Below are 365 nucleotides of genomic sequence, written 5' to 3'. Positions count from 1 at the left end.
TTTCAGGAGATGACTTTAGTCAAAAGATATTTGGCTAAAGCCATTTTTGAACCAACCTTTCGAGACCTCCACTTAAAAGTGGAGGCAATTAGTAAGAACGCACCGAGATCCCTCGCTCCGTATCGGGATGACAATAACCGGCCCCCTTTATCCCCCAGAGGGGGAAATGGGTTTGCACCACCATTCAACAAAAAACGAAAATATATCCTTCTCTTAGCCTCCCCCACGGGGAGGTTTGGTGGGGCTCAATCAAACATATTATTCACTTCATCTTTTTCTGTTACCCCCTCTTGTGGGGGCAGGGGGAGGTGGCTTATTCTTTTATAACATGAAAAAAAGAATCTTAACGCAGGCTATCGTACTGT

1 protein-coding gene is annotated in these 365 nt (G+C 44.9%); it reads left to right on the top strand.

Annotation, left to right across the window (positions count from 1 at the left end; all coding sequences use genetic code 11):
• Nucleotides 1-327: hypothetical protein (locus tag D0T66_RS16285; RefSeq protein WP_221412245.1), on the top strand; the 327-nt coding region annotated here is incomplete at its 5' end.
• Nucleotides 328-365: the final 38 nt, after the last annotated feature.

Origin of the sequence: Dysgonomonas sp. 25 (assembly GCF_010501075.1) — a bacterium.
Taxonomy (GTDB): domain Bacteria; phylum Bacteroidota; class Bacteroidia; order Bacteroidales; family Dysgonomonadaceae; genus Dysgonomonas.
Note: the sequence above shows the minus strand (reverse complement) of the source record. Positions and strands in the feature narration are given on the sequence as shown.